We start from the raw sequence: 26,587 nt of genomic DNA on the forward strand, positions 1-26,587 counted from the left end.
GCCCAAGCGTCCAGGGGATGCGCCGGGGTTGTCTCCCGCGCGCCCCCGTGTGCGCCGGGCCCGCTCCCTGGAGCGCCGTTCCAGGGTGCCCCGGCCGGCGCCGTTCCGCCACGGCAACGCCCGCCACCCGGAGGCCCGGACGTCCGCGCTCGCCGGGTCTACGGTGGGGTCCGAGCCGGTGCGGCCGGGCAGAGGAACGCCCCGTACCATCGCCGCGAAGATCGTTGCCCCGGTATACGACCGGCTACGCCATGCGGCGTACGCGGGGATACGTACCGGCTTGAGGGCTGCTGGGCGCCTTCTGCGCAGATCTGCGCACCCCGCCCTCGGCACGACTCATGACCAGAAACTGACTGGTACGTGCAAATTATTTGAGATGCCCCGGAATCGGAACACTCGGCGACCCCGGCTCGTTGTCACGACGTGAGCACGACACCGCCTGTCCTCGCCGCCGAACTGGCGCTCGCCTGGGCCGATATTCAACGGCACCACCCCGAGCTGCCGGATCTGGCCGCGCCCGAGTCCCTGATCGGAGAGTCCTCGTCCGCCTGTGGCGCGGAGCTCTCCTTCGAACGGCTGCTCCATGAGGCAGTCCATGGCATCGCCGCCGCCCGCGGCGTCCGCGACACCTCCCGTGCAGGCCGCTACCACAACCGCCGATTCCTGGCGATCGCCGAGGAGTTGGGCCTGGACCATATCGACGAGCCGCACCCCAGCAGCGGCTTCTCCCTGGTCACGCTCAACCCCGAAGCCAGGAGGCGCTACCGCTCCACCATCGAACGCCTCGCCAGAGCCCTCAAGGCGCACACCGCCGCCACCGCCACCGACACCGCCCGCAGCTTCCGCGGCCCCGCCGCACGGCACGGCTCCTCCGGAGGCGGCGTCCGCGTCAAGGCCGTCTGCGACTGCGGGCGCAACGTTCGCGTCGTGCCGTCCGTGCTCGCCCAGGCGCCGATCGTCTGCGGCGGCTGCGGCAAGCCCTTCCGTATCCCCGAGGTGGCCGCGGTCGGCTGACCCGGGGGCGTGTGGCACAATGGCTAGCTGTACTCGACAGTCGCACAGGACCCCTCTCTCCTCCGGCTGACGCGTCCATCGGGCACCCCGAGTACCGCAACCCCACGTGGCATCCCGTTGTGCCCCACCACGTCAAGACCAGGAGACACCACTCCCGTGGCAGTCAAGATCAAGCTGAAGCGTCTGGGCAAGATCCGCGCGCCTCACTACCGCATCGTCATCGCCGACTCCCGTACCCGCCGTGACGGCCGGGCCATCGAGGAGATCGGCCTGTACCACCCGGTGCAGAACCCCTCGCGCATCGAGGTCGACTCCGAGCGTGTCCAGTACTGGCTGGGTGTCGGCGCGCAGCCGACCGAGCCCGTCATGGCCATCCTCAAGGTCACCGGCGACTGGCAGAAGTTCAAGGGCCTGCCCGCCCCGGCGCCGATGAAGGTTGCCGAGCCGAAGGCCGACAAGCGCGCCCTCTTCGAGGCCGCTGCCAAGGCTTCCGGAGACGAGCCGAAGGGTGAGGCCATCACCCCGAAGGCGAAGAAGGCTGACAAGAAGGCGGACGAGGCTGCGGCCGAGTCCACCTCCGAGTCGACCGAGGCCTGAGCATGCTCGAGGAAGCCCTCGAGCACCTCGTCAAGGGCATCGTCGACAACCCCGACGACGTGCAGGTAGCCTCGCGCACCCTGCGCCGCGGGCGCGTACTCGAGGTCCGGGTCCACCCCGACGACCTCGGCAAGGTGATCGGCCGTAACGGCCGGACCGCCCGCGCGCTGCGGACCGTCGTGGGCGCCATCGGCGGCCGTGGCATCCGCGTCGACCTCGTCGACGTGGACCAGGTCCGCTGACAAGTTGAACACCGGCTCGGGCCGGGGAGGGCCCTCGGGCCGTCCCCGGCCCGAGTTCGTTGGCGACCGTTGATCCACGACCGCCACCATTCATTGAGGAACCACAACGGTCCTCGGCCACCTCCGCGACAGCGGCGGCGGTTCAGCACAAAAGGGGAGAAGACAGCGTGCAGTTGGTAGTGGCGCGGATCGGCCGCGCCCACGGCATCAAGGGCGAGGTCACGGTAGAGGTGCGCACCGACGAGCCCGAACTGCGGCTCGGCCCGGGCGCCGTCCTCGCCACCGAACCGTCCTCCGTCGGACCGCTGACCATCGCGACCGGCCGGGTGCACAGCGGCCGGCTGCTGCTGCGCTTCGAGGGCGTCGCGGACCGTACGGCCGCCGAGGCGCTGCGCAACACCCTGCTGATCGCGGAGGTCGACCCCGAGGAAGTCCCCGAGGACCCCGAGGAGTTCTACGACCACCAGCTGATCGACCTCGATGTCGTCACCCGCGACGGCACCGACGTCGGCCGGATCTCCGAGGTCTCCCACCTGCCCTACCAGGACCTGCTGATCGTCCAGCGGCCCGACGGCAGCGAGGTCATGATCCCGTTCGTCGCCGAAATCGTCCCGGAGATCGACCTCGAGGAGCAGCGCGCGGTCATCGACCCGCCGCCCGGCCTCCTCGACGACAGCCAGGCCGAGATCGCCAGCAGCCGCGAGGACAGCTGATGCGGCTCGATGTCGTCACGATCTTCCCCGAGTACCTCGAGCCACTGAACGTCTCCCTCGTCGGCAAGGCCCGCGCCCGCGGACAGCTCGATGTGCGCATCCACGACCTGCGCGAATGGGCCCACGACAAGCACAACACCGTCGACGACACCCCCTACGGCGGCGGCCCCGGCATGGTCATGAAGCCCGAGCCGTGGGGCGAGGCGCTCGACGAGATCCTCGCGTCCGGTGACGGGGAACCGGTGATCGTGGTCCCCACCCCCAGCGGTGCCCCGTTCACCCAGCAGCTCGCCGTCGAACTCTCCGCCAAGCCCTGGCTGGTGTTCACCCCGGCCCGCTACGAAGGCATCGACCGCCGCGTCATCGAGGAGTACGGCGACCGCGTCGACGTCCGCGAGGTCTCCATCGGCGACTACGTCCTGGCCGGCGGCGAGGCACCGGTCCTGGTCATGGTCGAGGCGGTGGCCCGGCTGCTGCCCGGAGTCCTCGGCAACGCCGCCTCCCACCAGGACGACTCCTTCGCCCCCGGCGCGATGGCCGACCTCCTGGAAGGCCCCGTCTACACCAAGCCCCCGGAGTGGCGCGGCCGCGGTATCCCCGAGGTCCTGCTCAGCGGCCACCACGGCAAGATCGCCCGCTGGCGCCGGGACGAGGCCTTCCGCCGCACGGACCGCAACCGCCCCGATCTGATCGAGCGCGCCGACCCCGCCGCGTTCGACAAACACGACCGCGCGATACTCGCCGCCCTGGGCTGGTCGACGGGCGACGACGGCCGATTTGGGCGGACGAGCGAGGCCGTGGAAGAATAGGCCGCTGCTGTGTGCGTCCGGCGCGCGCCCCTGCCACAGGGGGAACGACGCCCGCCCGGCGGAACGGCATCCGAAACATCCTTCCCATATCCCGTTGATGACCTGTGGCATCAGCGAAGAAAGCAGTAGGTCATGCACCTTCTCGACTCCGTCGACGCCGCGTCGAAGCGCAGCGACATCCCGGCCTTCCGCCCGGGTGACACCGTCAACGTCCACGTCCGCGTCATCGAGGGCAACCGCTCCCGTGTGCAGCAGTTCAAGGGCGTTGTCATCCGCCGTCAGGGCGCCGGCGTCCGCGAGACCTTCACGGTCCGCAAGGTCAGCTTCTCCGTCGGCGTCGAGCGCACCTTCCCGGTGCACACCCCGATCGTCGAGAAGATCGAGGTCGTGACCCGCGGTGACGTCCGTCGCGCCAAGCTGTACTTCCTTCGTGAGCTCCGCGGCAAGGCCGCGAAGATCAAGGAGAAGCGCGACAACTGAGCCGGGCCGCCCCGGAGCACGATTTTTTGTGCCGGGGCAACGCAAACCGACGCTCGCGTACGGTGTCCGGATCCGGCCGGATAGGCTCAGGGCCCGATGGACACCGACGCACAGCTCACGGAGCGCGACCCCTCTCCCACCCCCGACCAGGGGCCGGAGCAGGGGTCGCGCTTCGCGCGTTTCCGCGCCCGTGCGGCCGGTCTGCGCCACCGGCCGGTCACCCTGCTCGCGCTCTGTCTGGCCTTTGTGCTGCTGCTCAGTACGTTCATCGCGCAGCCCTTTCTGATCCCCAGCTCCTCCATGGAGAACACCCTGCAGATCGGTGACCGGGTGCTGGTCAACAAGCTGGCGTACCGTTTCGGCAGCGAGCCGGCGCGGGGCGATGTGGTGGTGTTCGACGGCACCGGGTCCTTCGTTCACAGGGAGCAGGGGGAGAATCCCGTCACGGGACTGGTGCGCGGCGCCGGAGCGGCGCTGGGCCTGGCCCGGCCCGCCGAGACCGACTACGTCAAGCGTGTGATCGGCATCGGCGGTGACCATGTGACCTGCTGCGACAAACGGGGGCGGATCGAAGTGAACGGTGAGCCCGTGAGCGAGGCGTATCTCCACCCCGGGGACGCGCCGTCCTCGGTGGATTTCGACATCGTGGTGCCGGAGGGCCGGCTGTGGGTCATGGGGGACCACCGCGCCAGATCCAGCGATTCCCGTGACCACCTCGGCCAGCCGGGCGGCGGCACGGTCCCGCTCGACAAGGTCATCGGCCGCGCGGACCTGATCACCTGGCCGGTGAGCCGCTGGCGCACCTTCGACGCCCCAGGAACCTTCGACCGGATACCCGCCGCGGCAGGCCCCCATGGGTAGCCGCGGACGCCCCCGCCACGGGAGCCCGGGCACCGGCCGGCCGAAGCGGAGCCGGGCGCAGGGCACCGACCGGCCGGCACGGGAGGGCGATGCCCCGTACGGAGACGCCCCGTACGGCGACTCCGGTGCGCGCGGCGGTGAGGGACCGTACGGCGACTCCGGTGCGCGCGGCGGCGAGGCCCCGTACAGCGACTCCGGTGCGCGCAGCGGTGAGGGACCGTACAGCGACACCGGTCCGCGCGGCGGCCCTCAGAACGCTGTCGGGCACGGCGGTAGGCGGTCGGCCCGCACCGCGGCCGGCGGGCGTGCCGAGCGGCGGCGCCAGGCGAAGCGCATCAAGCGCCGCAGGCAACGCTCCTACCTGAAGGAAATCCCGATCCTCGTTGGCGTGGCGCTGGCCATCGCCCTCGTCCTGAAGACCTTCCTCGTCCAGGCCTTCGTCATCCCGTCCGGCTCCATGGAGCAGACGATCAAGATCGGCGACCGGGTGCTGGTCGACAAGCTGACGCCGTGGTTCGGCTCCAAGCCGGAGCGCGGTGACGTCGTCGTCTTCAAGGACCCGGGAGGCTGGCTCAAGGGCGAGCAGATCAAGCCCGATGCCGGCGGGGGCGCCTTCCAGCCGGTCAAGGACGCCATGACGTTCATCGGGCTGCTGCCGTCGGCCGATGAACAGGACCTGATCAAGCGGGTCGTGGCGGTCGGCGGCGACACCGTCAAGTGCTGCGACAAGCAGGGCCGGGTCACCGTCAACGGCGAACCGCTGACCGAACCGTATGTCCATCCGGGCAATCCGCCCTCCACACTGAAGTTCACGGTGTCCGTCCCCACCGGCCGGATCTTCGTGATGGGCGACCACCGCTCCGACTCCGCGGATTCGCGCTTCCACCTGGACGAGCCGTACCGTGGCACGGTCTCGGAGGACAATGTCGTGGGCCGGGCCGTCGTGATCGCCTGGCCGTTCAGCCACTGGCGGCGCCTCGAAGAGCCGGACACCTTCACGACCGTGCGCGACGCGCCGGGCGCCAAGGCGTCCTCGGCAGGTACGCCGCATAAGGTGTCATCCGAGAGTTTGTCCGTACTCCCGACCCCTGCGGAACTCCCGCTCGTTATGGGAGTGGTGGGCCTGCACCGGTTGACGGGCGGGCGAGTGCGTGGAGTGAGGAGCAGATGTGGGGGACTTGGCGGTCGGCGCGCGGTCCGGAACCGAAGAGCCCGAAGAGCCGGCAGGGCGTGGTGAGACCGCGGGAGCGGCGACGAGTTCCGTGCATCAGTCACCAGCGCAGTCAGGGACACAGTCGCAGCGTTCGGCTCCGGCCGACGAATCGGACACATCCGATACGTTGGACAGGTCAGTGGGCGAGGAAGTGAGCGGCGGCATGAAGAAGGCCAAGAAGCCGCGTGCCTTCTGGAAAGAGCTGCCGATCCTCATCGGCATCGCTCTGCTCCTGGCGCTGCTGATCAAGACGTTCCTGGTGCAGGCGTTCTCGATCCCGTCCGACTCGATGCAGGACACCCTGCAGCGCGGGGACCGGGTCCTGGTCGACAAGCTGACGCCGTGGTTCGGCTCCAAGCCGGAGCGCGGCGAGGTCGTGGTCTTCCACGATCCGGGCGGCTGGCTGAACGAGACGCCGACCCCCGAGCCCAACCCCGTCCAGAAGGTCCTCAGCTTCATCGGGCTGATGCCTTCGGCCGAGGAGAAGGACCTGATCAAGCGGGTCATCGCGGTCGGCGGCGACACCGTCGAGTGCCACGGCACCGGCCCGGTCAAGGTCAACGGCAAGCCCCTCAAGGAAGACTCGTACATCTTCCCCGGCAACACCCCCTGCGGTGACCGCGCGTTCGGCCCGATCCACGTCCCCAAGGGACGGATCTGGGTGATGGGTGACCACCGCGACGACTCCCTCGACTCGCGCTACCACCAGAACCTCAAGGGCAACGGCACGGTCTCGGAGGACGAGGTCGTCGGCCGGGCGTTCACCATCGCGTGGCCGATCAACCGCTGGTCGACCCTGCCGGTACCGGACACCTTCGACCAGCCCGGGATCAACAAGGCAATGGGGGTGGCTCCGGCCGCCCTGGGCCTGGCCGGTGCGGTGCCGATCGTGCTGTGGCGCCGCCGGAGGCTGACCGGAGCGCGTAACCCCAGGTAAGGTGCCGTCCCGGATCTTCGACGCGGGCCGGGTCCGCGGGGTGGGAGCGCTGGGATGAGCAGCAGTACCGAACGCAGGACCGACGGCCACGGCCGGACGACGGGCAGTGTGCTGTCCGGTCTGGCCGTGGCCGTCGGCTGTGTGCTGTTCCTGGGCGGCTTTGTATGGGGGGCGCTGATCTACCGCCCCTATACGGTGCCGACCGACTCGATGTCGCCGACCATCGCGGCCGGTGCCCGGGTCCTGGCCGAGAGGGTGGAAGGCTCCGAGATACGCCGCGGCGATGTCGTCGTCTTCAAGGACTCCGTCTGGGGCGATATGCCGATGGTCAAGCGCGTCGTCGGCGTCGGCGGCGACAAGGTCACCTGCTGCACCAAGCGGGGCCTGCTGACGGTCAACGGAACCCCCGTCGAAGAACCGTATCTGCAGGGCAGTGGGCCCGCCTCACCCGTCGGTTTCAAGGCCAAGGTCCCCGCCGGACAGCTCTTCCTGCTCGGCGACCACCGCAATGACTCCCTCGACTCCCGCGTCCACCTCACCGACAGCGACCACGGCTCGGTGCCGCGCAGCGCCGTCGACGCCCGGGTCGACGCGCGCGCCTGGCCGCTCGGCAGCGTCGGGGTGATGCAGCGCCCGACCAGCTTCTCCGACCTCCCCGGCGGTATCTCGCAGCCCGGCCCGGTGCGGCCCATCACCCTCGCCGTGGTCGCCGGTGCGGTCCTCATCCTTGCCGGTGCGGCCTACGGGCCCGTCGCCCGACGTACGGCGCGCAAGCGTGGCTGAGGGACGGGCGCGTGGAGGGGGCGCCGAGGAGCCCGCGGGGCGCGGGGCGGCGGCCGGCGCCGGGGCCGACGGGGGCCGTGCGGCCGCTGAGGAGGCCTCCGAGCGCCGTGCGACGGCCGACGGGCAAGAGGGCGCGGCCGACGACGCACCGGAGACGACCAGCGTGCGCCAGGTCTCGCGCGTCGTGCTGCTCGACCCCGACGACCGGATCCTGCTGCTCCACGGCTTCGAACCGGACCGCCCCACCGACACCTGGTGGTTCACCCCCGGCGGCGGCCTCGAAGGCACGGAGAGCCGCGAAGAGGCGGCCCGCCGCGAGCTCGCCGAGGAGACCGGCATCACCGACGTCGTCCTCGGGCCCGTCCTGTGGAAGCGTCACTGCGCCTTCCCCTTCGACGGGCGGCGCTGGGAGCAGGATGAGTGGTACTACCTGGGAAGAACCGAACGGACTGCCACCCACGCCGGCGGGCAGACGGACCTGGAGCGACGCAGCGTCTCGGGACTGAGGTGGTGGACTTCGGAGGAACTGTCCGCATCCCATGAGACGGTGTATCCGACCAGACTCGCCGAGCTGCTGCGCACGCTGCTCGACGAAGGGCCCCCCGATGCGCCGGTGCTCCTGGAGACCGAGCGGGTCTGACGCACAATGGGGGGACGCACGGCTGAAGGGGATCTGCCATGAGCGCCGAGGACCTCGAGAAGTACGAGACCGAGATGGAGCTGAAGCTCTACCGGGAGTACCGCGACGTCGTCGGGCTGTTCAAATATGTGATCGAGACCGAGCGTCGCTTCTACCTCACCAATGATTACGAGATGCAGGTGCACTCGGTCCAGGGCGAGGTCTTTTTCGAGGTGTCGATGGCTGACGCCTGGGTCTGGGACATGTACCGTCCGGCCCGCTTCGTCAAGCAGGTGAGGGTACTCACGTTCAAGGACGTGAATATCGAGGAGCTCAACAAGAGCGATCTGGATCTTCCGGGGAGCTGAGGCGGCCGGAGGCTGCGGCGCGGCCGGCCCCCCGGGCCGGCCCACCGTGCCCCGGACGGGTGAGCGGGTTATCCACAACCGGCTCACTGTCCACCAAGATCCAACAGATCGTGTCGGGGGCGTCACAGTCGGTGCCGGAGGTGGTACCGCATGAACGCCATGCACGCCGGCCGGCAGGCCGGGAAGAACGCACCGATCACGGAGGCTCCGCCGAGGACGCGCTCCGCAAGGGACCGGAACGCGGCACGGGCGACGAGCTCGAGAGGCGGGCCGGGCGAGGCGCTCGGACCGGCCCCGAAGAGCGGGCGCGACGAAACGCTCGGGCCGGCCTCGACGAGTGGTCAGGGCGAGGCGCGAATCGGCTCCGGCCCGGTCGGCGAAGCGAAGGCGGGCACGGGGCCGGGGCAGGCCGCGAAGGTCACGCCGGCCGACTGCCGCAAGGGCGGAGCGCCACCCCCAGGACGTAAGCCCCCTACGGCCGAGCGGACCGCCGCCGGGCCACCGGGCACCGACCCGCCAGGTACCGGCCCCACGGCCGCCAAACCGGCCGACACCCGGCGCCGCGCCCTCGGCCGCTACGGCGAAGACCTGGCCGCCCGGCGGCTCATCGAGTCCGGAATGCGGATCCTGGACCGGAACTGGCGCTGCCGTGACGGAGAGATCGACATCGTCGCGGCCGACGGCGACGCCCTGGTGGTCTGCGAGGTCAAAACCCGCCGCGCCGGCTGGTACGAACACCCCATGGCGGCCGTACGCCCCGAGAAGACCGCCCGGCTGCGGCTGCTGGCGGAACGCTGGCTGGAACGACACGGCGGCCCGCCACCCGGCGGCGTACGGATCGATGTCATCGGCGTCCTGCTGCCGGCCCGCGGCGCCCCGGTCGTCCAGCACGCGCGAGGGGTGGCCTGATGGGATTCGCCCGCACCTGCTCCGTCGCCCTGGTGGGCGTCGAAGGCGTCGTCGTCGAGGTCCAGGCCGACCTGGAACCCGGTGTCGCCGCCTTCACCCTCGTCGGCCTCCCCGACAAGAGCCTCATCGAGTCCCGGGAGCGGGTCCGCGCCGCCGTCGTGAATTCCGGCGCCGAATGGCCGCAGAGGAAGCTCACCGTCGGCCTCAGCCCAGCCTCCGTACCCAAAGGCGGCAGCGGCTTCGACCTGGCCGTGGCCTGCGCGGTCCTCGGCGCCGCCGAGCGCCTGGACCCCCGCGAACTCACCGACCTGATGATGATCGGCGAACTGGGCCTGGACGGCCGCGTCCGCCCCGTACGCGGAGTGCTGCCGGCCGTACTCGCCGCCGCCGACGCCGGATACCGCCAGGTCGTCGTCCCGGAACAGACCGTTGCCGAGGCCTCGCTCGTCCCCGGCATCTCCGTCCTCGGCGTCCGCACCCTGCGCCAGCTCATCGCCGTCCTCGCCGACGAACCCGTGCCCGACGAGGAAGACCCCCGGGACGAAGGCCGCCCCGACCCCTCGCTCGCCGGGCTGGTCGTGCCCGGAACCGGCGTCGGTGCGGGCCTGCCACCCGGGGACCACACACCCGACCTCGCCGACGTCGCAGGTCAGCACAGCGCCCGACGCGCCCTGGAAGTAGCCGCCGCCGGACGCCACCACATCTTCTTCAAAGGCCCGCCCGGCGCCGGCAAAACCATGCTCGCCGAACGCCTCCCCGGGCTGCTGCCACCCCTGTCGCCCAAGGAATCCCTGGAGGTCACCGCCGTCCACTCGGTGGCCGGCACCCTCCCGCCGGGCCAGCCGCTCGTCCACCGGCCGCCCTACTGCGCCCCGCACCACTCCGCGACGATGGCCTCCCTCGTCGGCGGCGGCACCGGACTGCCCCGCCCCGGCGCCGTATCCCTCGCCCACCACGGCGTGCTGTTCGTGGACGAGGCCGCGGAGTGCAGCCCACGCGTCCTGGACGCACTCCGCCAGCCACTGGAGTCCGGTCATGTCGTCGTCGCCCGCGCCGCGGGCATGATGCGCATGCCCGCCCGCATCCTCCTCGCCCTCGCGGCCAACCCCTGTCCCTGCGGACGGCACGGCGCCACTGGCGGCGGCTGCGAATGCCGGCCGTCGACCATCCGCCGCTACCGGGCCCGGCTCTCCGGGCCCCTGATGGACCGGGTGGACCTGCGGATCGCCGTGGAACCGGTCGCCCGTGCCGAACTGATCGCACTCGGCCGCGGCGCGGAATCCACCGCGGCAGTGGCCGAACGCGTACGGACCGCCCGTGAACGCGCCGCGGCCCGCTTCGCCGGCACACCGTGGCACACCAACAGCGAGGTCCCCGGGCACGAGCTGCGCACCCGCTGGCAGGTCCACCCCGGTGCACTGGCCCAGGCGGAACGCGACCTCGAATGCGGCCTCCTTACCGCCCGCGGCCTCGACCGCGTCCTCCGCGTCGCCTGGACCGCCGCCGACCTCGCCGGCCGCGACCGCCCCACCAGGGAAGACGTCAACTGGGCCCTGGAACTCCGCACCGGCGTACGCCGCGGCGCGCTGACGGCGGCCGGCGGGGTCGGAGACCGCCACGAGACCGCGACCGCCCGGCCGCCGCACGAGCAGAGGTGACCATGAACGGGATCGACGCATGGGGCTTCGCCACCGACGGGCCGGAGCCGGCCGGGACACACCGGGACCGCACACCCGACCCGACGGCCGGGCCGGGCCACACCATGCCCACGAGGACCGAGCACCGCCCCGCGACCGCCGACCCACGGCCCGCCGCCGGCGAGGCACCCGACCCACAGCGCACCGCCCGTGCGGCCCTCACCCGCATCCTCGAACCAGGCGACGAAACCACCGGCCGCTGGCTGCGCGACATGGGCCCGGAAGCCCTGTGGCACACCCTGTCCGACGACGATGCGGACCTGCCCACGGGCGCAAGCCCTGCCAAGATCGCGGGCCTGCGGCTGCGCGCCACCCGGGCACACCCCACCGCGGACCTCGACGCCGTCACCGCGCTCGGCGGCCGGTTCATCTGCCCGGGGGACGACGAATGGCCAGGCCAGCTCGATGACCTCGGCGACGCCCGCCCCATCGGCCTGTGGGTGCGCGGGACGGCCAACCTCAGACTGTGGGCGCTGCGCTCGGTCGCCGTCGTCGGCGCCCGTGCCTGCACCGAATACGGCGCCCACCTCGCCGCCACCCTCGGCGCCGGACTCGCCGACCGCGGCTGGACCGTCGTCTCCGGTGCCGCCTATGGCGTGGACGGCGCCGCCCACCGAGGCACGCTCGCCGCGGACGGCGCGACCATCGCCGTCATGGCCTCCGGAGTCGACCACCCCTACCCGCGCGGCCACACCGAGTTGATCGGCCGGATCGCCGGACAGGGCCTGGTGGTGGCCGAGTTACCTCCCGGCGACCACCCCACCCGCAGCCGTTTCATCCAGCGCAACCGCGTGATCGCCGCACTCACCAGAGGCACCGTCGTCGTAGAGGCCGAACTCCGCAGCGGCTCACTCGTCACCGCCCGGCGGGCGCAGACCCTCGGGCGCTTCACGATGGGCATGCCGGGCCCGGTCACCAGCGGCCTGTCCGCCGGAGTGCATCAACTCCTGCGCGGCGAGGCCGCGGTGGTCACCGACGCCGACGAGGTCATCGAACTCGTCGGCACCATCGGCGACCTCGCCCCCGAACGACAAGGGCAGACCCGCATCCGCGACCTCCTGGACCCCGTCGCGGCCCTCGTGCTCGAGGCGCTGCCCGCGCGCGGCACCGCGGACACCGGCCATCTGGCCCAGGAAGCCGGCACGCCCCGCGAGGTCACCCGCGCCAAACTCTTCGAGCTGCTGTCCCTCGGATTCGTTCAAAGGTGCGGTGACCGCTGGGAGTTGGCGCGACGCGCCGAGGCGACCGGAGGTTCCCGGCGAGGCGGTACTTGACCTGGGGCGAACGGGTGAAAGGGTGAGGGGAATGACCGCAGAATCCAGGTTTGCCGTGCTTCGTGGCGCGGGCCCGACCCGTGGGGAGACGGCGATGTGGCGCAGGGGACGCACGAGGCCCCGCCCGTCATGTCACCGCGTCCGCCCGCACGGCCCTCCGGAAGCCCGCGCCCGGCACCGTGTCCGGATGTCGCCACGCCGTACGAGGTAACCCTGGGGTGCGGGCAGCGGAACGTATCTGCGCACCCCCGAACCTGCCTTCCTCGCGCACCGCGACGCTGTGGTCACGCTACGCTCACAGGCAATTCAACCCTCATACATCCATCCACCCGCGTCTCGGCAGAACGGCTCAAGGCGACGAATGCCCCAGCACACCTCCGGGTCTGACCGTGCGGCTGTACCACCCGCCGCACGCGGCAGCGTGCGCCCCGCTCCGCCCACCTCGCTCGACGAGCTGTGGCGCGCCTACAAGGCATCAGGCGACGGCCGGCTGCGGGAGCAGCTGATCCTGCACTACTCGCCGCTGGTCAAGTACGTCGCCGGCCGCGTCAGCGTCGGCCTGCCCCCCAACGTCGAACAGGCCGACTTCGTCTCCTCCGGGGTCTTCGGACTGATCGACGCCATCGAGAAGTTCGAGCCCGAACGTTCCATCAAGTTCGAGACCTACGCCATCACCCGTATTCGCGGCGCAATGATCGACGAGCTGCGCGCGCTCGACTGGATCCCGCGCTCCGTACGGCAGAAGGCCCGCGCCGTAGAACGCGCCTACGCCACCCTCGAAGCGCAACTACGCCGCACCCCGTCCGAGGCGGAGGTCGCCGAGGAGATGGGCATCGGGCTGGAGGAACTCCACGGGGTGTTCAGCCAGCTGTCCCTGGCGAACGTCGTGGCGCTGGAGGAACTGCTGCACGTCGGCGGCGAGGGGGGCGAACGCCTGAGCCTGATGGACACGCTCGAGGACACGGCCGCCGAGAACCCCGTCGAGATCGCCGAGGACCGTGAGCTGCGGCGGCTGCTCGCACGCGCCATCAACACCCTCCCTGAACGCGAGAAGACCGTGGTCACGCTCTACTACTACGAAGGCCTCACGCTTGCCGAGATCGGCAATGTCCTCGGTGTCACGGAAAGCAGAGTCAGCCAGATCCACACCAAATCCGTGCTCCAGCTCAGGGCGAAGCTCGCCGACGTCGGACGCTGAGTCACGGGCTGCGGGTGACGGTTCTTCCCCTTCGGTGTCGCCATGCGGAGTGCCACGGCGGGCGCGCCATCCGTAGAGTGGTGACGTGCCCAGGATTCGAGCGGCCTCTGTGGCCGAGCACCGGACGATGCAGCGCGGCGCCCTCTTGGACGCCGCCCGCACCCTGCTGTCCGAAGGCGGAACGGAAGCGCTGACCTTCCCCGCCCTCGCCGAGCGCACGGGTCTCGCGCGCTCCTCCGTGTATGAGTACTTCCGCTCGCGCGCCGCCGTCGTCGAAGAGCTGTGTGCCGTCGACTTCCCGGTCTGGGCCGCGGAGGTCGAAGCGGCGATGCAGCGTGCCGACACGCCCGAGGACAAGATCGAGGCTTATGTGCGCCGGCAACTCGCGCTGGTCGGCGACCGGCGCCACCGTGCCGTCGTGGCCATTTCGGCCGGCGAGCTGGACGCGGGTGCACGCGAGAAGATCCGCGCGGCGCACGGCGGACTCATCGCCATGATCGTAGAGGCGCTCGCCGCCCTCGGCCACGAACAACCCCGGCTCGCGGCCATGCTCCTCCAGGGAGTCGTCGACGCCGCGGTCCGCCGCATCGAACTGGGCGCCGCGGAGGACCCGGGCGAGATCACGGAGGCGGCGGTGGCGATGGCGCTCCGGGGGGTTCGCGGCTGACTTCGGGGGCCCTTCCCCCCGGGCCCCCGGCCCACCCACCCACCTCCACCACCTCCACGCTCGTTTGCCCCGCAGCCCGCAGCCCGCAGCCCGCAGCCCGCAGCCCGCAGCCCGCAGCCCGCAGCCCGCAGCCCGCAGCCCGCAGCCCGCAGCCCGCAGCCCGCAGCCCGCAGCCCGGCCGGCTCCTGTGGCGTGTTGTGTCCGTGCGCTGTGCGGCTTTCCCGCCGCCTGTGCCTGGGCCGGGGCGTGCGCTGTTGCACGAGCGGGCCCGCACCACCACCCCGCTGACCTGGCTGTTCTCGCCGTGTCGCGTTCACTCCTCCGCCGTGATCATGGCCGTCTCGCGCTCAGCCACCACCTCGCCCGAGGAGGCGCCAACCCCAACCCCGCCACCGTCGTCGCGTGCCTTCCTCGCTAAGCGCAGACCGAGCCGAGGAAAGCCGGGCGAGCGCCCAGATCGTCACCGCCGCGAGACCGACCGCCTCTGCGAGGGCAGTCGTCGTCGGGGCCGGACTGCTCGCTTGAGCTGTGGGCTCCGATGGTTCCGGAGGCGGGGGAAGTGTGTGGCCGCCCGCAGGTATGGGAACCCCGAAGATCGGCAGCAGTCGCGAGGGGCCGCCGCCGAGCATGCTCGGGGGCAGCAGCGACAACGGGTCCAGGTAGGTCTTCCCGCGGCGCAGGCCCCAGTGGAGGCAGGGTTCCCGGCAATGGAACGGGCCGCCGTGTTGCAGCACGGCGACCGGCTGGCCCGCCGTGACGCGCTGACCTTTCCGGACAGTGGAGCGTACGGGTTCGTAGGTGGTGCGTAAGGGAGGGCGGCCCGAGCGGGACACCTCGAGGGTCAGGACGCCACGCCCGGCGACGGTCCCGGCGTAGGCCACTCGGCCAGGGGCCGCCGCTCGCACCACGGCATCGGCGGGTGCGCCCAGATCCACCCCGCGGTGTCCGGCCGTCCACGGGGCAGGAGGCGGCTCCCAGCCTCTGACCACGGTGGGCCGTATACCCCCTGCTCCTCCCACCGGCCAGGACCTGCCCTCGGCCGGTGGCACGGCACGCACCACCGGCGCCACACCCTCGGCACGCCCTGCAACCTCGCCACGTTCCACACCCGCAGCCCGACCCGCAGCCCGACCCGCAGCCCGACCCGCAGCCCGACCCGCAGCCCGACCCGCAGCCCGACCCGCCACCCGATCCATCACCTCCACCGGCCGACCCGCCACGACCCTCGACCCGTGCTCCGCCGCGCGCTCCACCCCTCGTGCCACCCCATGCCCTGCCGTCGCGCTCACGGACGAAACGGCAGCAGCGTTCGCGAGCGCCGGGGTGAAGAACGTGAGGACCGCAGCCGCAGCCGCGGTCGGGGCCAGGAGGACACCTGCCGCGTGGGCGGGGAAGAAGCAGGTCGGTCCGTATCCGTTCGGTTGCCGGCGCGGTACCGGCGGGAGAGGCGTGCGCGACCGGGAGCGGGGCCGGAGCCGGGACGGGGGCCGGGGCCAGGACGGGGACCGGAACCGGGGAGGAGGAAGGGGGCCCGGCCCGCGTCCCGGTTGGCTGTGAGGCCTGGGCCTTGGCCGCCTGCGGTCTGCCGGTCGGGGGAGGCGTCCGCGGAGGACGGTGAAGGCGTGGAGGGTTCTCGGCGGGCCGGGATTCCGTCGCGTGATTCGTCGCATGTGCTGACGGTGACGCAGTCCGTCGCGGCGTGCGGATCTTGGTCCGAAGCTGTGGATGACCGGCCGGTTGTGGACAACGGTGTCACCCGCCCGGGGCTCGAAACGGAGCGTGTCGCCCGGTGCATCGGCCGTCCCGTACACTTCTGGTGGCGATCCGGGTCACCGGGTCGACTTCGCACGCCCCGCCGTCAGTGCACCAGTCCCCTTCGGGCAGCACGACGGCCGCGCCCCTCGGTCCTCGGACGGCTCCGCAAGGTGTCATCCCCGGCAGGCGCGTCGGGGCGTCAGGCACCGCGGCCGACCGGCCGCAGTGGAACCGAGAACAACAAGGAGTACGGCCATGGCCGTCGTCACGATGCGGGAGCTGCTGGAGAGCGGCGTCCACTTCGGGCACCAGACCCGCCGCTGGAACCCGAAGATGAAGCGCTTCATCTTCACCGAGCGCAACGGCATCTACATCATCGACCTGCTCCAGTCGCTGTCGTACATCGACCGCGCCTACGAGTTCGTCAAGGAGACCGTCGCCCACGGCGGCTCGGTCATGTTCGTCGGCACGAAGAAGCAGGCCCAGGAGGCCATTGCCGAGCAGGCGACCCGCGTGGGCATGCCCTACGTGAACCAGCGCTGGCTCGGCGGCATGCTGACCAACTTCTCGACCGTCTACAAGCGCCTGCAGCGCCTGAAGGAGCTCGAGCAGATCGACTTCGAGGATGTGGCCGCCTCCGGCCTCACCAAGAAGGAGCTCCTGGTTCTCTCCCGCGAGAAGGCCAAGCTGGAGAAGACCCTCGGCGGTATCCGCGAGATGCAGAAGGTGCCCAGCGCCGTCTGGATCGTGGACACCAAGAAGGAGCACATTGCCGTCGGTGAGGCGCGCAAGCTCAACATCCCGGTCGTCGCGATCCTCGACACCAACTGCGACCCGGACGAGGTCGACTACAAGATCCCGGGCAACGACGACGCGATCCGCTCCGTCACCCTGCTCACCCGCGTGATCGCCGACGCCGTCGCCGAGGGCCTCATCGCCCGCTCCGGTGCCGCCACCGGCGACCAGAAGCCCGGCGAGAAGGCTGCTGCCGCCGAGCCGCTGGCCGAGTGGGAGCGCGACCTGCTCGAGGGCGAGAAGAAGGCTGACGACGAGGCCCCCAAGGCCGAGGAGAAGCCCGCTGAGGAGGCCGCCCCGGCCGCCGAGGCCCCCGCCGCCGAGGCCGAGAAGCCGGCCGCGGACGCCGAGCAGGCCTGACCCGCAGCATCCGGCTGATGACGGCGGGGGAGGGCGCCACAAGCGCCGCCCCCGCCGTCCACCCGTAGATCTTTCGACTTCGAGATTTCGAGAAGAGATTCACAGACCATGGCGAACTACACCGCCGCTGACGTCAAGAAGCTCCGCGAGCTCACCGGCGCCGGCATGATGGACTGCAAGAAGGCCCTGGACGAGGCCGAGGGCAACGTCGACAAGGCCGTCGAGGCGCTGCGCATCAAGGGCCAGAAGGGCGTCGCCAAGCGCGAGGGCCGCTCCGCCGAGAACGGCGCCGTGGTCTCCCTCATCGCCGGCGACAACGCCTCCGGCGTCATCGTCGAGCTGAAGTGCGAGACGGACTTCGTCGCCAAGGGCGAGAAGTTCCAGGCCGTCGCCAACGAGATCGCCGCGCACGTCGCGAAGACCTCCCCGGCCGACCTCGAGGCCCTGCTCGCCTCCGAGATCGAGGCCGGCAAGACCGTCCAGGCGTACGTGGACGAGGCCAACGCCACCCTCGGCGAGAAGATCGTCCTGGACCGCTTCGCGCAGTTCTCCGACGGCTACGTGTCGGCGTACATGCACCGCACCATGCCCGACCTGCCCCCGCAGATCGGTGTCCTCGTCGAGCTCGACAAGGAGAACGCCGAGGTCGCCAAGGGCATCGCGCAGCACATCGCGGCCTTCGCCCCGAAGTACCTCGCCAAGGACGACGTCCCGGCCGAGGTCGTCGAGGCCGAGCGGCGTGTCGCCGAGGAGACCACCCGCGCGGAGGGCAAGCCCGAAGCCGCTCTGCCGAAGATTGTCGAAGGCCGCATCAACGGCTTCTTCAAGGACGCGACGCTGCTCGGTCAGCCGTACGCGCTCGACAACAAGAAGTCCGTCGAGAAGGTCCTCCAGGAGGCCGGTGTCACCCTGAAGCGCTTCTCGCGCATCAAGGTCGGCATCTGAGCCTGTCGCGAAGGCAGCGAATGACCTACGACCCCGCTAGGGTCGTACGCAGTCGGCCGCTCAACGGCCGGCCGCAGATGTGACGAGGAGGCCATTGCCGCAGAGGGATCTGAACCAGACCCACGGCAATGGCCTTCTTCGTATGTGCACGAGGAGAGCTCAATGATTCACGGTGCCGACGGCGCGCACACAGACCATGCCGGCCACGGCGGCCGGCGACGCTTCCTGCTGAAGCTGTCGGGCGAAGCATTCGCCGGTGGCGGCGGACTGGGCGTCGACCCCGACGTCGTGCACGCGATGGCCCGCGAGATCGCCGCCGTGGTGCGCGACGGCTACGAGATCGCCATCGTGATCGGCGGCGGCAACTTCTTCCGCGGCGCCGAACTCCAGCAGCGCGGTATGGACCGGGCCCGCTCCGACTACATGGGCATGCTCGGCACGGTCATGAACTGTCTGGCCCTCCAGGACTTCCTGGAGAAGGAGGGCATCGACTCCCGCGTCCAGACGGCTATCACCATGGGCCAGGTCGCGGAGCCGTACATTCCGCTGCGCGCGGTGCGCCATCTGGAGAAGGGCCGGGTCGTCATCTTCGGCGCCGGTATGGGGATGCCGTACTTCTCCACCGACACCACCGCCGCCCAGCGCGCCCTGGAGATCGACGCCGAGGCCATGCTGATGGGCAAGAACGGGGTGGACGGCGTCTACGACTCCGACCCCAAGAAGAACCCGGACGCGGTGAAGTTCGACGCCCTCGAATACGGCGAGGTGATCACCCGCGACCTGAAGGTCGCCGATGCCACCGCCATCACGCTGTGCCGGGACAACAAGCTCCCGATCCTCGTGTTCGAGCTGCTCGCCGAGGGCAACATCGCGCGTGCGGTGAAGGGTGAGAAGATCGGCACGCTCGTCAGCGATCAGGACACCCGGGCCTGACGGCCTCAACTGCCGCGATTCCGTACGGGCATCGCCCCGTACGGGCGGCAACTCCCGGCCGGGGGAAGACCTCGGTACGGGGATGGACAACTGCCTGCCGGTCGGACACCGTGCAGGAGAAGACGCGCGGCAGGGGCGAGGCTCTGCTTCTTACCGAAAAGACCAGGAGCAAGTGGTGATCGAAGAGATCCTCCTCGAGGCCGAGGAGAAGATGGAGAAGGCCGTCGTGGTCGCCAAGGAGGACTTCGCCGCGATTCGCACCGGGCGTGCGCACCCGGCGATGTTCAACAAGATCGTGGCGGACTACTACGGCGCCATGACGCCGATCAACCAGCTGGCGTCGTTCTCGGTTCCCGAACCGCGGATGGCCGTGGTGACCCCGTTCGACAAGAGCGCGCTGCGCAACATCGAGCAGGCCATCCGCGACTCCGACCTCGGTGTCAACCCGAGCAACGACGGCAACATCATCCGAGTGACGTTCCCGGAGCTGACCGAGGAGCGCCGCAAGGAGTTCATCAAGGTCGCCAAGAACAAGGGCGAGGACGCGAAGATCTCGATCCGCAGCGTCCGGCGCAAGGCCAAGGAGACCCTCGACAAGCTGGTCAAGGACAAGGAGAGCGGCGAGGACGAGGTGCGCCGCGCCGAGAAGGAGCTCGACGACACCACCGCGAAGTACGTCGCGCAGGTGGACGAGCTGCTCAAGCACAAGGAATCCGAGCTCCTCGAGGTCTGATGAACGAGTCTTCCTGGGGGGCCCCGCCCGGCGCCGGTCAATGGGGACCGCCCGACCACGGACCGGCCTCCTCGCTTCGCGGTGCGGCGCCCCCCGCCCCGGCGGGTCCGGTGTACGACTGGGGCGATGCGGCGCAGACTCGGCCCATGCCCTTTGTGCCCGGGCAAGGCGGATACCAGGATGACAACCGGGAACATCGGGACATCCGGGATAACCGGGACCACCTGGACGACCGGGGGGCTGCTCGACGGAGCGGCCCCCTGTTCCGCGACGAAAAGCCGCAGGAGCCCATGCCCACCTCTCTTTCCGGGTCCGACAACTCGCCGGACTCAGAGAAGCCGAAGAAGAAGAGCGCGGGCCGCAACCTGCCCGCTGCCATAGGGGTCGGTGTCGGCCTCGGCGCGATCATTGTTGCGTCGCTCTTCGTCTACAAGCCCGTCTTCATCGGCGTGATAGCGATCGCCGTTGTCGTGGGCCTGTGGGAGCTGACCTCGCGGCTGGCGGAGCGCAAGGACATCAAGGTGCCGCTGGTGCCGCTCGCGGTCGGCGGCACCGCCATGGTGGTCGCCGGATATGTCCGCGGCGCCGAGGGAGCCTGGGTGGCGATGGCGCTCACCGCGCTCGCCGTGCTCGTCTGGCGGATGACCGAGGCGCCCGAGAACTACCTGCGGGATGTCACCGCCGGTGTCTTCGCGGCGTTCTATGTGCCCTTCCTCGCGACGTTCGTGGCGCTGATGCTCGCGGCCGAGGCCGACGGCCCGCTGCGGGTGCTGACGTTCCTGCTGCTGACGGTCGTCAGCGACACCGGGGCGTACGCGGTCGGCTGGCGGTTCGGCAAGCACAAGCTCGCCCCGCGCATCAGCCCCGGCAAGACCCGCGAGGGACTGGTCGGCGCGGTGCTCTTCGCGATGGCGGCCGGCGCGCTGTGCATGGAGTTCCTGATCGTGGACGGCGCCTGGTGGCAGGGCCTGCTGCTCGGCCTCGCCGTCGCGGCCAGCGCGACCCTCGGCGACCTCGGCGAATCCATGATCAAGCGTGACCTCGGCATCAAGGACATGGGCACCTTGCTCCCCGGTCACGGCGGCATCATGGACCGCCTCGACTCCCTGCTGCCGACCGCGCCTGTCGTCTGGCTGCTGTTCGTGGTCTTCGTGGGAGCCGGCTGAGCGCAGGGTTCTCGCAGGTGAGGGCAGGGAGAGGGATTCCTCTCCCTGCCCTCTTCCATGTCCGCCTGCCGTCTACCGAGGCGGCGACAGGGCGTCGACCACCGCGCGCAGCGGCTCCGGCGAAGTGGCGAACTCGCCGAGGAAGGCATACGACAGTTCCGTGACCAGGAACAGGTTGGTGGCAACGAGGACGCTCACCGCCGCGACCATCCCGTAGTGGATCAGAGCCTGCTCGGAGCCGAAGGTGGCGGAGAATCCGAGGACCAGTCCGCTGGTCAGAAGGATCGCCATCCACAGGGACAGGGGTGGGCCGATGTTGGTGCGTGCCTCGAGCAGCCGTTCCGTGCGTGCGAGGCTCAATTCCTTCAGCGACGCGACCGAGCTGGCGAGGAAGGCTCGCTGGGTGTCGTTGCGGGGCCGGATGCTCTCGTACGTGTGGTACAGGCGGCTCAGCGCGTTCTCGGCCTCGGGCGTGGTCTCGCCGACCGCGGCGCTGGGCCACTCGGCCGCCGCCGCCCGTCCGTACGCCAACAGGCTCTGCCTGATCCGCGCGCTCTCGGCCCTGCCGAACACATCGCGCCCTCCGGCCAGCTCCGTCGCCGCGGCGCCCTCGGTCCGTGTCGTCTGGTCCGCCGTGTTCACCTGACCCCAGAGCGCGAGGACGATGAAGCCGATGAGGAACCCGTAGACGACCGCGATCACGGGGAAGAGGAACTGCGCGATCTCGTTCTGCTCGCCCTGCTTGATGCGGGGGACACGGTGCCGGACGAGTGCCTGGACGATTGCGGTCCCGCCCGCGATCACGACGACGAGCCCTGTCAGCAGCAACCAGGGAGGGAGGTTGATCACGATCCAACGGGTCACGGCCACTGTTCCACGCTCCTGACGTACCCCACACCAGCCACCATGGCGCGGTGGCCAACGAAGGCACCGGGCTGCGGACACGCATGGTTCGTCTCTTCGGTGAGCGACGGCCGCGCAGGAGCGGCATCCACGGGGGAGGGGACAGGCTGCGACCGCGAGCGGGGCCACGATCACTCGCCCCAAAGCAGCTCCCGCCCAAAACCGCTCCATCGACCTCACGGATTGTCTGCGCCCCCCTCCCTCGCCTCATATACGCGCTTGAGAAGCGTACGCCGCAAAGCGTCATCCTCGAGATGAATAACTAGGTCATCCTTCAGCCTGGATGCTCGAGAGACGGCCTCTCGCAGCTGTTGTAGCCACCTTTGGTACATCTCGATTGCGTCCTGATGGCGGGCGACCTCAGTGTCCAGTAGCTCCTTCATGTCTGGATCGTCAGCCGCCTTGGCTTGCCTCGCCATACTCTCACTGAGCTCTTGCCCTCTTCCCTCAAGCGCCCGCACAGCGAATTCCTCAAAGCTTTCAACGACGGCACGGCTCACAATAATTCTCCTGGACCGCTTCTCGCTTTGCCGTCTCGCAATGTTTGCTTGAGATAGCGTTTCGCGGCTTACTGAAACTGCGGTGCCGACCTTTACGCTCTCCAAGAAGGTAGCGAAATTCACGATCCGTAAAGCAACGTCTGCGCGCCGCCTAATCTCTTCCACCAACTCCTCACGTGGCCCCAGGGAGAAGTCGAGTCGTTTGTTGACCCAGTCTTCTTTCTCATCGTTGGAGATGATGAGTACGGGTTTACGCACGTCGGCCGCCTTGATGAGAGTCTGCTCCCACCACAGGTAATCCCCATCAGGGTTAGTCCTCTTGGCCCTGTCCTTATACCCTGGCGGTATCCGGTTGTCTCTCCTGTGGGCAGCCTCAGCTTGTGCCTTAACGTAATCGTCCTCGGGAAGGGGCTGTCCGACCCTCCCGTCAAGAAGCTCTGCTAGTGCCCTCAATACAGGGTCATCATTGAGCACTCTACTGATTGTCAGGTCGAACACTCCTTGATGGGATTTAACTCGGTCGATGGCAGCGCGAAAGGCATCCTCAAGTGGCTCCTTGAGCCTCTTCTTCTCGTTACCATCGAGGGCCGAGCGATTTGCAAACTCATTAAGACGCTGCAGGGCCTGATTTTGTGCTGTCTCAAGCGACTTACACGTCTCGTCGTAGAAAGCGAGCTGATCGCGTGCAGCTTCGACTCTGTTGCGATGAAATTCAAGTGCAACCTGATGTGGAACCCAAATGTTTTCCTTGACCGTGAGAAGGCTCTCGATCATTTCCTTTCTGGCGATCGGTGTGACGCGATAGAGGTCCAGTAGGACGCTGGAGTCGATCACGACGAGCGACTCTTTAAGTGCCTGTGAAAGTTCCCCTTTCGCCATTCTCCAGTGACTGGAGAATGGCTCCATGAAAGAGCTGATAAGAATCGCCCCCTTGTGCGACACCTATGATCGTTCGCAATCTTCTGAATCAGGTTAGAGCACTATGAGCGCTGCAGGGAGCTGAACGCTGTGATTCCTTGATTTGTTGGGGCGGCTCTACGAATCAGGGAAATATTCCATTGCGGCGCCGGCCTGGTCGGGCGGTCGGCCACGGCCAACGAGGTTCATCGAAGTGCAGCGACTGCGTTGCCGACGGGAGGAGACGACGCGTGGCGCGACCATCGCGGATGCGCTGGAGGCCACCATCAGGCTTACAAAGCAGTCGTCCCGAGGGCAGTAACGTCCACGCCCATGACTTCGTCTCCTGATCGTGTGGACAGCAGGGAAGCGCTGGCGTCGTTTGTCCGCTCCCTGCACCGTGACCATGCCGAAAATGCCGCCGCGTGGGACAACGCCGATCTCGGTGACTTCCTGGAGGCTCTCGCCGCCTGGATCGACGATGCGGCTGGCTGGTACAGGAACACCGGCCATGACCTACCTGACAACGCTGACTGGGCTTTCTTCGCCAGAGCGCTGAGCGCAGCCACCGTGTACGAGTAGCACCCCGGCCCGAACCCTGGGCCGTCCCCGAGCCGTGTGAGGCCGGCCGCCAGTGACAGAGGGCCACAGGAGGTGACCGGCCCCACCCCGCTGTGGCCTGGGCCGCCGTAGACGATCTGCCACACTGGACGCACCATGCCTGCACCCGGAGAACTCACTTTCGTAGCGCCGCGCGGGGCCAAGAAGCCTCCGCGGCACCTTGCCGATCTCAGCCCCGTCGAGCGTCGCGAAGCGATGGCCGCCATCGGGGAGAAGCCGTTTCGCGCCAAGCAGCTGTCGCAGCACTACTTCGCCCGCTATGCGCATGACCCGGCGCAGTGGACCGACATCCCGGCGGCCGCGCGCGAGAAGCTGGCGAGCGAGCTGCTGCCGGAGCTGATGACGGTCATGCGGCACATCTCGTGCGATGACGACACCACGCGCAAGACGCTGTGGAAGCTGCACGACGGGACGCTCGTCGAGTCGGTGCTGATGCGGTACCCGGACCGGGTCACCATGTGCATCTCGTCGCAGGCCGGGTGCGGTATGAACTGCCCGTTCTGCGCCACGGGGCAGGCGGGGCTGGACCGTAACCTCTCGACCGCCGAGATCGTGCACCAGATCGTCGACGGGATGCGCGCGCTGCGCGACGGTGAGGTGCCGGGCGGGCCGGCGCGGCTGTCCAACATCGTCTTCATGGGGATGGGCGAGCCGCTCGCCAACTACAAGCGGGTGGTCGGGGCGATCCGGCGGCTGACGGACCCCGAGCCCGACGGGCTGGGGCTGTCGCAGCGGGGGATCACCGTCTCCACGGTCGGGCTGGTGCCGGCGATGCTGCGGTTCGCCGACGAGGGCTTCAAGTGCCGGCTGGCCGTGTCGCTGCACGCCCCGGACGACGAGCTGCGCGACACGCTGGTGCCCGTCAACACGCGCTGGAAGGTGCGGGAGGTGCTGGACGCGGCGTGGGAGTACGCCGAGAAGTCCGGCCGCCGGATTTCCATCGAGTACGCGTTGATCCGGGACATCAACGACCAGGCGTGGCGCGGTGATCTGCTGGGCCGGCTGCTGAAGGGCAAGCGGGTCCATGTGAACCTGATTCCGCTGAACCCGACGCCCGGCTCGAAGTGGACCGCTTCGCGTCCCGAGGACGAGCGGGCGTTCGTCCAGGCCATCGAGGCGCACGGGGTGCCGGTGACCGTCCGCGACACCCGCGGCCAGGAGATCGACGGCGCCTGCGGGCAGCTCGCGGCCTCGGAGCGCTGACCGCCCGCTGGTACGGTGTGGTCGAACAAATGCACATTCCGACAGGGGAGCGCCACAGCGCTGAGAGTGCGGAAGCGTCGTAGTCCTACGGTGCCCGCAGACCCTTGAACCTCGCCCGGGTCATTCCGGGTAGGAAGTTCGGTCGTCACTCATGCTGTTGCGCCCTGCCCGAAGTCCCCTCCGTACGTCCTCGGACGTCGGAAGCCGTGGACATCGGGCAGGGCCGCGTCTCTTCCTGGCCAGCCAGGAGGAAATCAGTGAGCACCACCAGCAGGATCACCGCGGCGGCGGTCGTCGCCGCGGTCGGTATCGCCGCCCTCGCCGGGTGCGGCAGCTCGGGCGGCGGGAGTGCGGACAGCAAAACCGTCACGCTGGTCAGCCATGACTCGTTCCGCGTCTCGAAGTCCGTGCTGGCCGCCTTCGAGAAGGAGAGCGGCTACAAGGTCACGATGCTCAAGGGCGGGGACGCCGGCAAGGCCGTGAACCAGGCGGTCCTGTCCAAGGGCAACCCCCAGGGCGATGTGTTCTTCGGGATCGACAACACCCTGCTCTCGCGCGGTCTGGACGAGGGCCTCTTCAGCCCCTACCAGGCCAAGGGGCTGGACAAGGTCCCCGCGGGGCTGCAGCTCGACAAGGGCGAGCACCGGGTCACCCCGCTCGACTTCGGCGACATCTGCGTCAACTACGACCGCGGCTACTTCGACCGGCACAAGATCGCGCCGCCGGAGACCTTCGACGATCTGATCAAGCCCCGGTACAAGGGGCTGCTCGTCACGGAGAACTCCGCCACCTCCTCCCCGGGGCTCGCCTTCCAGCTCGGCACCATCGCCAAATACGGCGAGAAGGGCTGGCCGGACTACTGGAAGAAGCTCAAGGCCAATGGCGTCGAGGTCGTCGACGGCTGGGACCAGGCCTACAACGACCGGTTCTCCGGCTCCGCGGCGGGCAAGGGCAAGGGCGACAAGCCGCTGGTGGTCTCCTACGCCTCCAGCCCGCCCGCCGAGGTGCTCGGCAAGAAGCCCGCGCCCAAGGAAGCACCGACCGGTGTCGCGGCCGGCACCTGCTTCCGGCAGATCGAATTCGGCGGTCTGCTCAAGGGCGCGAAGAACGAGAAGGGCGGCAAGGCGCTGCTGGACTTCCTGCTGAGCAAGGAGTTCCAGGAGGACGTACCGCTGCAGATGTTCGTCAACCCGGCCCGCAAGGATGCCGAGGTGCCGGAGCTGTTCACCAAGTACGGCACGACGATCGACAAGCCGGCGACGCTGGCCCCCGAGAAGATCACCAAGAACCGCGAACAGTGGATCAAGCAGTGGTCCTCGCTCGTTCTGAAGTAACGCCTCCGGACGTCACCGGCGCCCGGCGCGGCAGGCCCGCGCGGGGGACGGCGGTGCGGCT

The 26,587-nt window shown here is 69.5% G+C and carries 27 protein-coding genes and 1 pseudogene; 25 read left to right on the top strand and 3 right to left on the bottom strand.

Translation table 11 applies throughout. The features are described 5' to 3' along the window. Window positions 1-423 precede the first annotated feature (423 nt). The 17 genes and pseudogenes from NUT86_RS29240 to NUT86_RS29320 all read left to right on the top strand — a co-directional run bounded on the left by NUT86_RS29240 (window position 424) and on the right by NUT86_RS29320 (window position 14,381). Window positions 424-1,014 carry a hypothetical protein gene (locus tag NUT86_RS29240; protein ID WP_018087151.1) on the top strand — a complete coding sequence of 197 codons (591 nt, stop codon included), beginning with the start codon at window positions 424-426 and terminating at the stop codon, window positions 1,012-1,014. A 156-nt stretch (window positions 1,015-1,170) separates the two neighbouring features. Continuing rightward, window positions 1,171-1,611 carry a 30S ribosomal protein S16 gene (gene rpsP / locus NUT86_RS29245; RefSeq protein WP_006602842.1) on the top strand — a complete coding sequence of 147 codons (441 nt, stop codon included), beginning with the start codon at window positions 1,171-1,173 and terminating at the stop codon, window positions 1,609-1,611. A gap of 2 nt (window positions 1,612-1,613) precedes the next feature. Continuing rightward, entirely contained in the window at window positions 1,614-1,853 is a 240-nt protein-coding gene (locus NUT86_RS29250) for an RNA-binding protein (protein WP_003980229.1), read from the top strand. Between the two features lie 167 nt (window positions 1,854-2,020). Continuing rightward, window positions 2,021-2,566 (top strand): ribosome maturation factor RimM, encoded by a 546-nt coding sequence (rimM, locus tag NUT86_RS29255; protein ID WP_026169192.1) that lies wholly within the window; start codon window positions 2,021-2,023, stop codon window positions 2,564-2,566. Beyond that, complete coding sequence (gene trmD / locus NUT86_RS29260) at window positions 2,566-3,375, top strand: tRNA (guanosine(37)-N1)-methyltransferase TrmD (RefSeq protein WP_159485963.1); 810 nt, start codon at window positions 2,566-2,568, stop codon at window positions 3,373-3,375. The genes rimM and trmD overlap by 1 nt, the downstream gene beginning before the upstream one ends. A 132-nt stretch (window positions 3,376-3,507) precedes the next feature. Then, complete coding sequence (gene rplS / locus NUT86_RS29265; RefSeq protein WP_018087148.1) at window positions 3,508-3,855, top strand: 50S ribosomal protein L19; 348 nt, start codon at window positions 3,508-3,510, stop codon at window positions 3,853-3,855. A 96-nt stretch (window positions 3,856-3,951) separates the two neighbouring features. Further along, the gene (lepB, locus tag NUT86_RS29270; protein WP_018087147.1) at window positions 3,952-4,716 is read left to right on the top strand and encodes a signal peptidase I; all 765 of its coding nucleotides are present in this window, start codon (window positions 3,952-3,954) and stop codon (window positions 4,714-4,716) included. Next, window positions 4,709-5,953, top strand: a complete 1,245-nt coding sequence (gene lepB / locus NUT86_RS29275; protein ID WP_274738381.1) for a signal peptidase I — start codon at window positions 4,709-4,711, stop codon at window positions 5,951-5,953. The genes lepB (NUT86_RS29270) and lepB (NUT86_RS29275) overlap by 8 nt, the downstream gene beginning before the upstream one ends. Further along, a complete protein-coding gene (lepB, locus tag NUT86_RS29280) occupies window positions 5,895-6,866 on the top strand; it encodes a signal peptidase I (RefSeq protein ID WP_159489010.1) in 972 nt (323 codons plus the stop codon). The genes lepB (NUT86_RS29275) and lepB (NUT86_RS29280) overlap by 59 nt, the downstream gene beginning before the upstream one ends. 54 nt (window positions 6,867-6,920) lie before the next feature. Further along, entirely contained in the window at window positions 6,921-7,649 is a 729-nt protein-coding gene (lepB, locus tag NUT86_RS29285) for a signal peptidase I (protein ID WP_274738382.1), read from the top strand. A gap of 163 nt (window positions 7,650-7,812) precedes the next feature. Beyond that, complete coding sequence (locus NUT86_RS29290) at window positions 7,813-8,289, top strand: NUDIX hydrolase (protein WP_266445404.1); 477 nt, start codon at window positions 7,813-7,815, stop codon at window positions 8,287-8,289. A gap of 38 nt (window positions 8,290-8,327) precedes the next feature. Then, on the top strand, window positions 8,328-8,636 hold the full coding sequence (locus NUT86_RS29295; RefSeq protein WP_003980220.1) for a DUF2469 domain-containing protein: 309 nt from the start codon (window positions 8,328-8,330) through the stop codon (window positions 8,634-8,636). A gap of 558 nt (window positions 8,637-9,194) precedes the next feature. Beyond that, window positions 9,195-9,545 (top strand): annotated as a pseudogene (locus NUT86_RS29300) (YraN family protein); the annotation flags it as partial. Next, on the top strand, window positions 9,545-11,203 hold the full coding sequence (locus NUT86_RS29305) for a YifB family Mg chelatase-like AAA ATPase (protein ID WP_274738385.1): 1,659 nt from the start codon (window positions 9,545-9,547) through the stop codon (window positions 11,201-11,203). The pseudogene NUT86_RS29300 and the gene NUT86_RS29305, both read left to right, overlap by 1 nt. Window positions 11,204-11,205: 2 nt before the next feature. Beyond that, a complete protein-coding gene (dprA, locus tag NUT86_RS29310; protein WP_274738386.1) occupies window positions 11,206-12,516 on the top strand; it encodes a DNA-processing protein DprA in 1,311 nt (436 codons plus the stop codon). 361 nt (window positions 12,517-12,877) lie between these two features. Next, window positions 12,878-13,714 carry an RNA polymerase sigma factor WhiG gene (whiG, locus tag NUT86_RS29315; protein WP_026169189.1) on the top strand — a complete coding sequence of 279 codons (837 nt, stop codon included), beginning with the start codon at window positions 12,878-12,880 and terminating at the stop codon, window positions 13,712-13,714. 127 nt (window positions 13,715-13,841) lie between these two features. Further along, a complete protein-coding gene (locus NUT86_RS29320) occupies window positions 13,842-14,381 on the top strand; it encodes a TetR/AcrR family transcriptional regulator (RefSeq protein WP_037740492.1) in 540 nt (179 codons plus the stop codon). Between the two features lie 347 nt (window positions 14,382-14,728). Here NUT86_RS29320 and NUT86_RS40490 read toward each other — a convergent pair whose 3' ends face one another. Then, window positions 14,729-16,051 (bottom strand): murein hydrolase activator EnvC family protein, encoded by a 1,323-nt coding sequence (locus NUT86_RS40490; RefSeq protein WP_342456262.1) that lies wholly within the window; start codon window positions 16,049-16,051, stop codon window positions 14,729-14,731. Between the two features lie 340 nt (window positions 16,052-16,391). Here NUT86_RS40490 and rpsB point away from each other — a divergent pair, with 340 nt between their 5' ends. From rpsB to NUT86_RS29350, 5 genes are all read left to right on the top strand, one after another. Further along, a complete protein-coding gene (gene rpsB / locus NUT86_RS29330; RefSeq protein ID WP_018087132.1) occupies window positions 16,392-17,291 on the top strand; it encodes a 30S ribosomal protein S2 in 900 nt (299 codons plus the stop codon). Between the two features lie 108 nt (window positions 17,292-17,399). Further along, window positions 17,400-18,236 (top strand): translation elongation factor Ts, encoded by an 837-nt coding sequence (tsf, locus tag NUT86_RS29335; RefSeq protein ID WP_159485953.1) that lies wholly within the window; start codon window positions 17,400-17,402, stop codon window positions 18,234-18,236. Window positions 18,237-18,398: 162 nt separating this feature from the next. Continuing rightward, window positions 18,399-19,169, top strand: coding sequence for a UMP kinase (gene pyrH, locus NUT86_RS29340; protein ID WP_018087130.1), 771 nt, complete (start codon window positions 18,399-18,401; stop codon window positions 19,167-19,169). Between the two features lie 175 nt (window positions 19,170-19,344). After that, a complete protein-coding gene (frr, locus tag NUT86_RS29345; RefSeq protein WP_006602824.1) occupies window positions 19,345-19,902 on the top strand; it encodes a ribosome recycling factor in 558 nt (185 codons plus the stop codon). Next, entirely contained in the window at window positions 19,902-21,068 is a 1,167-nt protein-coding gene (locus tag NUT86_RS29350) for a phosphatidate cytidylyltransferase (RefSeq protein WP_026169188.1), read from the top strand. Before frr ends, NUT86_RS29350 begins: the two co-directional genes overlap by 1 nt. Before the next feature lie 72 nt (window positions 21,069-21,140). Here NUT86_RS29350 and NUT86_RS29355 read toward each other — a convergent pair whose 3' ends face one another. After that, the gene (locus tag NUT86_RS29355) at window positions 21,141-21,932 is read right to left on the bottom strand and encodes a bestrophin-like domain (protein ID WP_239696641.1); all 792 of its coding nucleotides are present in this window, start codon (window positions 21,930-21,932) and stop codon (window positions 21,141-21,143) included. 215 nt (window positions 21,933-22,147) lie between these two features. After that, entirely contained in the window at window positions 22,148-23,377 is a 1,230-nt protein-coding gene (locus NUT86_RS29360; protein ID WP_274738392.1) for a PIN-like domain-containing protein, read from the bottom strand. 345 nt (window positions 23,378-23,722) lie between these two features. On the opposite strand from NUT86_RS29360, the gene NUT86_RS29365 reads away from it, so the two are divergent. The 3 genes from NUT86_RS29365 to NUT86_RS29375 all read left to right on the top strand — a co-directional run bounded on the left by NUT86_RS29365 (window position 23,723) and on the right by NUT86_RS29375 (window position 26,526). Further along, window positions 23,723-23,950, top strand: a complete 228-nt coding sequence (locus NUT86_RS29365) for a DUF7660 family protein (protein WP_018087126.1) — start codon at window positions 23,723-23,725, stop codon at window positions 23,948-23,950. Window positions 23,951-24,085: 135 nt separating this feature from the next. Then, window positions 24,086-25,192, top strand: a complete 1,107-nt coding sequence (gene rlmN / locus NUT86_RS29370) for a 23S rRNA (adenine(2503)-C(2))-methyltransferase RlmN (RefSeq protein WP_093647057.1) — start codon at window positions 24,086-24,088, stop codon at window positions 25,190-25,192. 257 nt (window positions 25,193-25,449) lie between these two features. Beyond that, the gene (locus NUT86_RS29375; protein ID WP_274738395.1) at window positions 25,450-26,526 is read left to right on the top strand and encodes a thiamine ABC transporter substrate-binding protein; all 1,077 of its coding nucleotides are present in this window, start codon (window positions 25,450-25,452) and stop codon (window positions 26,524-26,526) included. Window positions 26,527-26,587: the final 61 nt, after the last annotated feature.

The sequence above is a fragment of the Streptomyces sp. G7(2002) genome (genome assembly GCF_028870195.1).
GTDB lineage: Bacteria > Actinomycetota > Actinomycetes > Streptomycetales > Streptomycetaceae > Streptomyces > Streptomyces nigrescens.

What these genes read in the sequence shown, in the direction of transcription:
- NUT86_RS29350 (WP_026169188.1), top strand. Translation starts at nt 19,902, where the DNA reads ATGAACGAGTCTTCCTGGGGGGCCCCGCCCGGCGCCGGTCAATGGGGA.
- rpsB (WP_018087132.1), top strand. Translation starts at nt 16,392, where the DNA reads ATGGCCGTCGTCACGATGCGGGAGCTGCTGGAGAGCGGCGTCCACTTC.
- NUT86_RS29360 (WP_274738392.1), bottom strand. Translation starts at nt 23,377, where the DNA reads ATGGAGCCATTCTCCAGTCACTGGAGAATGGCGAAAGGGGAACTTTCA.
- rplS (WP_018087148.1), top strand. Translation starts at nt 3,508, where the DNA reads ATGCACCTTCTCGACTCCGTCGACGCCGCGTCGAAGCGCAGCGACATC.
- lepB (WP_018087147.1), top strand. Translation starts at nt 3,952, where the DNA reads ATGGACACCGACGCACAGCTCACGGAGCGCGACCCCTCTCCCACCCCC.
- NUT86_RS29295 (WP_003980220.1), top strand. Translation starts at nt 8,328, where the DNA reads ATGAGCGCCGAGGACCTCGAGAAGTACGAGACCGAGATGGAGCTGAAG.
- rlmN (WP_093647057.1), top strand. Translation starts at nt 24,086, where the DNA reads ATGCCTGCACCCGGAGAACTCACTTTCGTAGCGCCGCGCGGGGCCAAG.
- NUT86_RS40490 (WP_342456262.1), bottom strand. Translation starts at nt 16,051, where the DNA reads ATGCGACGAATCACGCGACGGAATCCCGGCCCGCCGAGAACCCTCCAC.
- dprA (WP_274738386.1), top strand. Translation starts at nt 11,206, where the DNA reads ATGAACGGGATCGACGCATGGGGCTTCGCCACCGACGGGCCGGAGCCG.
- trmD (WP_159485963.1), top strand. Translation starts at nt 2,566, where the DNA reads ATGCGGCTCGATGTCGTCACGATCTTCCCCGAGTACCTCGAGCCACTG.
- NUT86_RS29320 (WP_037740492.1), top strand. Translation starts at nt 13,842, where the DNA reads ATGCAGCGCGGCGCCCTCTTGGACGCCGCCCGCACCCTGCTGTCCGAA.
- NUT86_RS29250 (WP_003980229.1), top strand. Translation starts at nt 1,614, where the DNA reads ATGCTCGAGGAAGCCCTCGAGCACCTCGTCAAGGGCATCGTCGACAAC.
- lepB (WP_274738381.1), top strand. Translation starts at nt 4,709, where the DNA reads ATGGGTAGCCGCGGACGCCCCCGCCACGGGAGCCCGGGCACCGGCCGG.
- pyrH (WP_018087130.1), top strand. Translation starts at nt 18,399, where the DNA reads ATGATTCACGGTGCCGACGGCGCGCACACAGACCATGCCGGCCACGGC.
- whiG (WP_026169189.1), top strand. Translation starts at nt 12,878, where the DNA reads ATGCCCCAGCACACCTCCGGGTCTGACCGTGCGGCTGTACCACCCGCC.
- lepB (WP_274738382.1), top strand. Translation starts at nt 6,921, where the DNA reads ATGAGCAGCAGTACCGAACGCAGGACCGACGGCCACGGCCGGACGACG.
- tsf (WP_159485953.1), top strand. Translation starts at nt 17,400, where the DNA reads ATGGCGAACTACACCGCCGCTGACGTCAAGAAGCTCCGCGAGCTCACC.
- NUT86_RS29305 (WP_274738385.1), top strand. Translation starts at nt 9,545, where the DNA reads ATGGGATTCGCCCGCACCTGCTCCGTCGCCCTGGTGGGCGTCGAAGGC.